Here is a 5397-nt window from a genome sequence, read left to right on the forward strand (position 1 = left end):
CATGGACGATGCGGCGGCGGCCATGCGCCGCCTCCAGCCCCAGGGCGAAGCCGCCGGCTTCGGTCCGGTCGAACGGCACGCCCAGCCGGTCGAGCCAGGCGATGCAGCCGGGCGCCGCCTCGGTGACGCGCCGCGCCACCTCCGGGTCGCCCAGCCCGGCCGCGGCCGCCAGGGTGTCGGCGGCGTGCAGCGCCGGGTCGTCGTCGGGCCCTAGCGCCGCGGCGATGCCGCCCTGGGCCCAGCCGGTGGCGGCCTCCGCCCCGATCGGTGCGGCGGACAGCAGCAGCACCGGCAGCGGCGCCAGCTGCAGCGCCGTGGCCAGGCCGGCGATGCCGGCGCCGATCACGACGACCTGGTCGCGGGCATTGGCGTGGGGTGTGTCCATCACCGCACCGCCAGCATGCGTTCGACCGCCAGGCGAGCCCGGCCGGCGATGGCGGGGTCGAGCACGACCGCCTCGGTCATCGTTTCCAGCGCGTGGCGGATCTTCGGCAGGGTGATCCGCTTCATGTGCGGGCACAGGTTGCAGGGCCGGATGAAATCGATCTCCGGGAATTGCACGGCGACGTTGTCGCTCATCGAACATTCCGTCACCAGCACCACCCGGCCGGGCCGCTGCCGCGCGACATAGTCGCTCATCGCCGCGGTCGACCCGGCGAAGTCCGCCTCGGCCACCACGGCGGGCGGGCATTCCGGATGGGCCAGCACGACCACGCCGGGATGGGCGTCGCGCAACTGGCGGATGTCGTCCGGGGTGAAGCGCTCATGCACCTCGCAGGCGCCCTGCCAGGCGATGATGCCGACCTTGGTCTGAGCCGCGACATTGGCGGCGAGGTAGCCGTCCGGGATGAAGATGACGCGCGGCACGCCCAGGCTCTCCACCACCTGCACCGCGTTGCCGGAGGTGCAGCAGATGTCGCTCTCCGCCTTCACCGCGGCCGAGGTGTTGACATAGGTGACGACGGGCACGCCGGGATAACGGCGGCGCAGCAGGCGCACATCCGCCGGCGTGATCGAGTCGGCCAGCGAACAGCCGGCTGCTGAATCCGGGATCAGCACCGTTTTGGCCGGGTTCAGCAGCTTCGCCGTCTCGGCCATGAAGTGCACGCCGCACAGCAGGATCACCGAGGCCTCGACCCGGGTCGCCTCGCGGGCCAGGGCCAGGCTGTCGCCGGTGATGTCGGCGACGCCGTGGAAGATCTCCGGCGTCTGGTAGTTGTGCGCCAGGATCACGGCGTCGCGCTCGCGCTTCAGCCGCAGGATGGCGTCGATGTCGGGGGCGAAGCCGGGCCAGTCGAAGGCCGGGATGACGCCGGACAGCCGGTCATACAGCGGCGCGGTGCGCGCGGCGATTGCCGGGGTGTAGGCAACGGAAGCGGTCATCGGTTCTGCTCATCTGGAGAATTACGAGGACGGGCGCGGCCCCGAAATCGGTGTCGCTTTAGTTACTCTAATTCTCAGAATAAGAAAATCAAGCGTCAACCGTTCTCCGGTTGGCAGGGCCGGCCCAGCACCTACATTGGGAGGGGGCAGCGGCGCGGTCCCCATGGGGCGTGCCATCACGGCGCGCGCAGCGCGTCCGTCGCAAGCGTTCGAGGAGAGATCACCGTGGAATTGCGCAATCTCGGCCGATCCGGCATCCGGGTCGGGCCGCTGGCCTTCGGCGGCAACGTGTTCGGCTGGACCGCCGACGAGGCGACGTCGTTCCGGCTGCTCGACGCCTTCGTCGATGCCGGGCTGAACCTGATCGACACGGCCGACGCCTACTCGTCCTGGGCGCCGGGCAACAAGGGCGGCGAATCCGAAACCATCATCGGCAACTGGCTGAAGCGCAGCGGCAAGCGCGACAAGGTGGTGATCGCCACCAAGGTCGGCTGGGAGATGCCGGGCCGGGTGCAGCGCAAGGACCTGTCCGCCGCCTGGATCCGCGAGGAGGTCGAGAATTCGCTGCGCCGGCTGCAGATCGACGTGATCGACCTGTACCAGTCGCATCACGACGACCTGGAGACACCGCAGGAAGAGACGCTGGCGGCGCATGCCGAGCTGGTCAAGGCCGGCAAGGTGCGGGCGATCGGCGCCTCCAACTTCTCTGCCGAACGCCTGGCCTCCGCCCTGAAGATCAGTGAAGAGAAGGGCCTGCCGCGCTACGAGACGCTGCAGCCGAACTACAACCTCTACGAACGGTCGCTCTTCGAAGGGCCGCTGGAGGATCTGTGCCGGCGCGAAGGGCTCGGCGTGATCAACTATTTCTCGCTGGCGTCGGGCTTCCTGACCGGCAAGTACCGCAGCGAGGCAGACCTGTCGAAAAGCGCCCGCGGCGGCGACGGCCGGATGAAGGACCGGCTGAACCCGCGCGGCCTGCGCATCCTCGACGCGCTCGACCAGGTGGCGAAGGCGCATGGCGTCAAGCCGGCCTCGGTGGCGCTGGCCTGGCTGATCGCCCGCCCCAGCATCACCGCGCCGATCGCCAGCGCGACCAAGCTGGAGCAACTGGACGATCTGTTCGCCGCCACCCGCCTGACCCTGGCCACCGACGAAATCCGGCTGCTGGACGAGGCATCGAAGTATTAGGCCGGCTGGGCATCCGCCTTCTCCATTCGCTCCCTCCCCTTGCGGGAGGGGGCAGGGGAGGGGTTTCGCACCGATAGAAGCGGTATCGAGCGTCATCACCGTCATCGCGAGCCCGTATGGCGTGGCGATCTGGGCTGTCGCCGCCTCTGGCTGCACCACTGGATTGCGTCGCCGCGCTCGCAATGACGGCGTGGGGGTTGCGAGGCCAGCGCCGGCCCGCACGATCGCAGTAGCATTATCCGGTCGGCGATGTTCATGATATGTGCCATGAACAACCCGCAATCCGACACCGCCCAGACCCGGCCGACCGATCCCGACCTGAAATGGACGGGGTGGGCGCTGGAGGCGTTGCGCGAGACGGTCGGGATCGACCTGCGCGCCAAGCGCGTGGTCGAGCGGCAGATGGCGATTCCGGGGGAGGCGGCGCCCGATGCCGCGGTGATGCAGGTCCGGCTGTCCCGCTCGATCCGGCTGTCGATCGCGATGACCGAACGGATCCGGACCGACTATCTCATGCGCCGGGACGGGCGAGCGCAGTCGGGCGAGCAGGAGCGCCGTCAGCGGCGGCGGGCGCAGGCGCCCGACCTGGTCGCGGAGGCTGCGGCGCTGCCCGGCGATGCCGCGGATGCCGAACGGGTGCGGGCGATGGTGCGGGAGGACCTGGTCGAGGACGAGATCCTCGACGTGCAGATCGACCGGCTGTCGCCGCAGGAGTTCGTGCGGGCGGTGTGCCGCAAGATCGGCCTGCCGCCGGACCCGTCCTGGGTGCCGCGGGGCTGGGACGACGCTGGCGAGGTGGGGGCGGAGACCGCCGAACGCAGGTCGGCACAGAGCTGGCCTCGGCCGCCGGATGAAGCCGCCACCGGTCAGGTTTTGCCGAAGCCGTGGCAACCCGACAGCAGTTGAAGGATCGGATCGACCGAGTGGGTTGCGTTCGCGCTTGCGAACCCAACATCCCGCCACCGTCGCGGCGCCCGATGAACCGTTGGGTTCGCCGACGCGAACCCAACCTACGAAATCATCATCGCAAAGCTGCCGAAGCGATCCAGGGGCCGGCGCCGCTGGAGGGCTTCACCGTGTGCGATCGGCCGTTCCCGGCGCGATTCCTCAGAAGCGCCGTGACAGGATCGCCCGGTCGGTGCCGGTGAAGCCGTGGCGGCGGTACAGCCGGGCGGCGTCGGGATTGCCGGCCTCGACCTCGAGATGCATGGCGTGAACACCCTCGGCCACGAGCAGCGCGGCCAGCGTCTCCAGCACCGCCGAGCCATGGCCGCGGCCGCGATGTGCGGGCTCGATGTAGAAATCGTCGATGAAGGCGTCGCGGCCGCCGAACTCGATGCTCCAGGACCAAGTGACCGCGAGATAGCCGATCGGCTGTTCATCGGCCTCGATCATCCAGCCGGTGGCGAAGCGCGTGCCGGCCGCCAGCTCCGCCAGGGCGCGGCGGCCGCCCGGGCTCAGCGGATGCTGGTCTTCGTCATGGAAGGCGATCGCCATGGCCAGCAGCCGGTCATGATCGGCCGGTGCCAGCGGGCGCAGCGTGCTGCCGGAACGCCTCACATCGGCCGCCGCGACAAGGGCAGCTTCACGCCGGGTTGCGGCTGTTCCTGCTGCACCTCGCGGCGGAAGCGGACCAGCCGGGCGGGGCGGCCACCGGTGCGGCCGGCGACCTCGCCGGTCTCCTCGACCAGACCCTGGCTGTCGACCAGCCGGCGGAAATTCGGGGCGTGCAGGCGCAGCCCGGCCAGGGCCTGCACCGTGTGTTGCAGCTGGGTCAGGGTGAAGGTCGGCGGCATCAGTTCGAACACGACAGGGCGGTACTTGATCTTGCCGCGCAGCCGGCCGATCGCCGTCGCCAGGATGCGGCGGTGGTCGGCGGCCATGGCGGCACCATCTGCCACGGCAGCCCGGCCCTCGCGCCCGCCGTCGCGGCACGCCTCGGCCGCCAGCCCGGCCTCGTACATCAGCTCATAGCGTTCCAGCACCCGCTCCTCGCCCCAGGGCATGCCGCCCAGGCCGAAGGCGGTGCGCAGCCGGGCGTCGCGGCTGCGCCGTTCCGCCTCGGTGCCGGCCGCGGCGGCCCAGGCGGCCAGGGCCGGCTCGATCCGGTCGAGCAGCGCCGGGCGGCCGTCGCGCCGGTCCTCCCACGGGAAATGGCGGTACCAGTCGCTCCACAGGCTGTCGCCCCAGCCGGCCGGCGCCGCCTCGCGCACCAGCGCGAGATAGCCGATCGACAGCATCCGGTCGGGCCCGGCCAACTGCCGGTCGCGGTCGCCGAAGGTGTAGAGCTGCTCGACATAGCCCAGCGGCTGGCCGGTCTGCGCCTCGACCCAGGCGCGCAGCCCCAGCTCCAGCGTGCGGTGCTGCGGCTCCAGCGGGCCGGCCGGCAGGGCATCGACCCCGTCCGGCCCGCGCAGGGCCAGTACCCGCGGCGTGTCGCCGGCCACGGCGACGACCACCGCCGACAGGTCGACCGTGACCCGGTCCTGGGCGGTGCGGTCCAGGGTGGCCCGATCGGGTGGAGGGGATGGCCGGGGCTGGGACTTGGCGATCATCGATGGCGTCTGTGCGGCAGGGCGACTCTCATGCCGCGGAGATTATCACGGGCGCCGCCGCGGCGGCTCGAAGATCGGCGGCGTCAGATTGGCGAAACACGCCTCGTCGGGCCGATGGCCGGGGTCGTCTAGGAAACGGCCGGCGATCCGGCGGGCGCAGGGCTGGCCGCGGATCAGAACGCCGTGGCCCTGTCCCGGAAAGACGTAGCTGTAGCCATGGGCCAGCCGCTTCGCCGCCGCTTCCGCCCGGCCGGGCGGCGTGATCGGGTCG

General features: G+C 70.9%; 7 protein-coding genes. 2 read left to right on the plus strand and 5 right to left on the minus strand.

Features of this window, described 5'->3' with window-relative positions; translation table 11 throughout:
* The coding region (locus AC3XYG_RS35915; RefSeq protein ID WP_489144691.1) for an FAD-dependent oxidoreductase at positions 1–385 on the minus strand (385 nt) is incomplete at its 3' end.
* The gene (nadA, locus tag AC3XYG_RS35920; RefSeq protein WP_489144692.1) at positions 385–1383 is read right to left on the minus strand and encodes a quinolinate synthase NadA; all 999 of its coding nucleotides are present in this window, start codon (positions 1381–1383) and stop codon (positions 385–387) included. The genes AC3XYG_RS35915 and nadA, both read right to left, overlap by 1 nt.
* Positions 1384–1608: 225 nt before the next feature.
* Here nadA and AC3XYG_RS35925 point away from each other — a divergent pair, with 225 nt between their 5' ends.
* Together AC3XYG_RS35925 and AC3XYG_RS35930 are read left to right on the plus strand one after the other, a co-directional pair.
* Positions 1609–2571, plus strand: coding sequence for an aldo/keto reductase (locus AC3XYG_RS35925; RefSeq protein WP_489144693.1), 963 nt, complete (start codon positions 1609–1611; stop codon positions 2569–2571).
* A 267-nt stretch (positions 2572–2838) separates the two neighbouring features.
* Complete coding sequence (locus AC3XYG_RS35930; protein WP_489144694.1) at positions 2839–3477, plus strand: hypothetical protein; 639 nt, start codon at positions 2839–2841, stop codon at positions 3475–3477.
* Positions 3478–3678: 201 nt separating this feature from the next.
* On the opposite strand, the gene AC3XYG_RS35935 is transcribed toward AC3XYG_RS35930, so the two are convergent.
* The 3 genes from AC3XYG_RS35935 to AC3XYG_RS35945 form a co-directional block, all read right to left on the minus strand.
* Positions 3679–4131, minus strand: a complete 453-nt coding sequence (locus AC3XYG_RS35935; RefSeq protein WP_489144695.1) for a GNAT family N-acetyltransferase — start codon at positions 4129–4131, stop codon at positions 3679–3681.
* On the minus strand, positions 4128–5126 hold the full coding sequence (locus AC3XYG_RS35940) for an NUDIX hydrolase (protein ID WP_489144696.1): 999 nt from the start codon (positions 5124–5126) through the stop codon (positions 4128–4130). The genes AC3XYG_RS35935 and AC3XYG_RS35940 overlap by 4 nt, the downstream gene beginning before the upstream one ends.
* A gap of 45 nt (positions 5127–5171) precedes the next feature.
* The coding region (locus AC3XYG_RS35945) for an alpha/beta hydrolase (protein WP_489144697.1) at positions 5172–5397 on the minus strand (226 nt) is incomplete at its 5' end.

Source organism: Inquilinus sp., assembly GCF_057815775.1.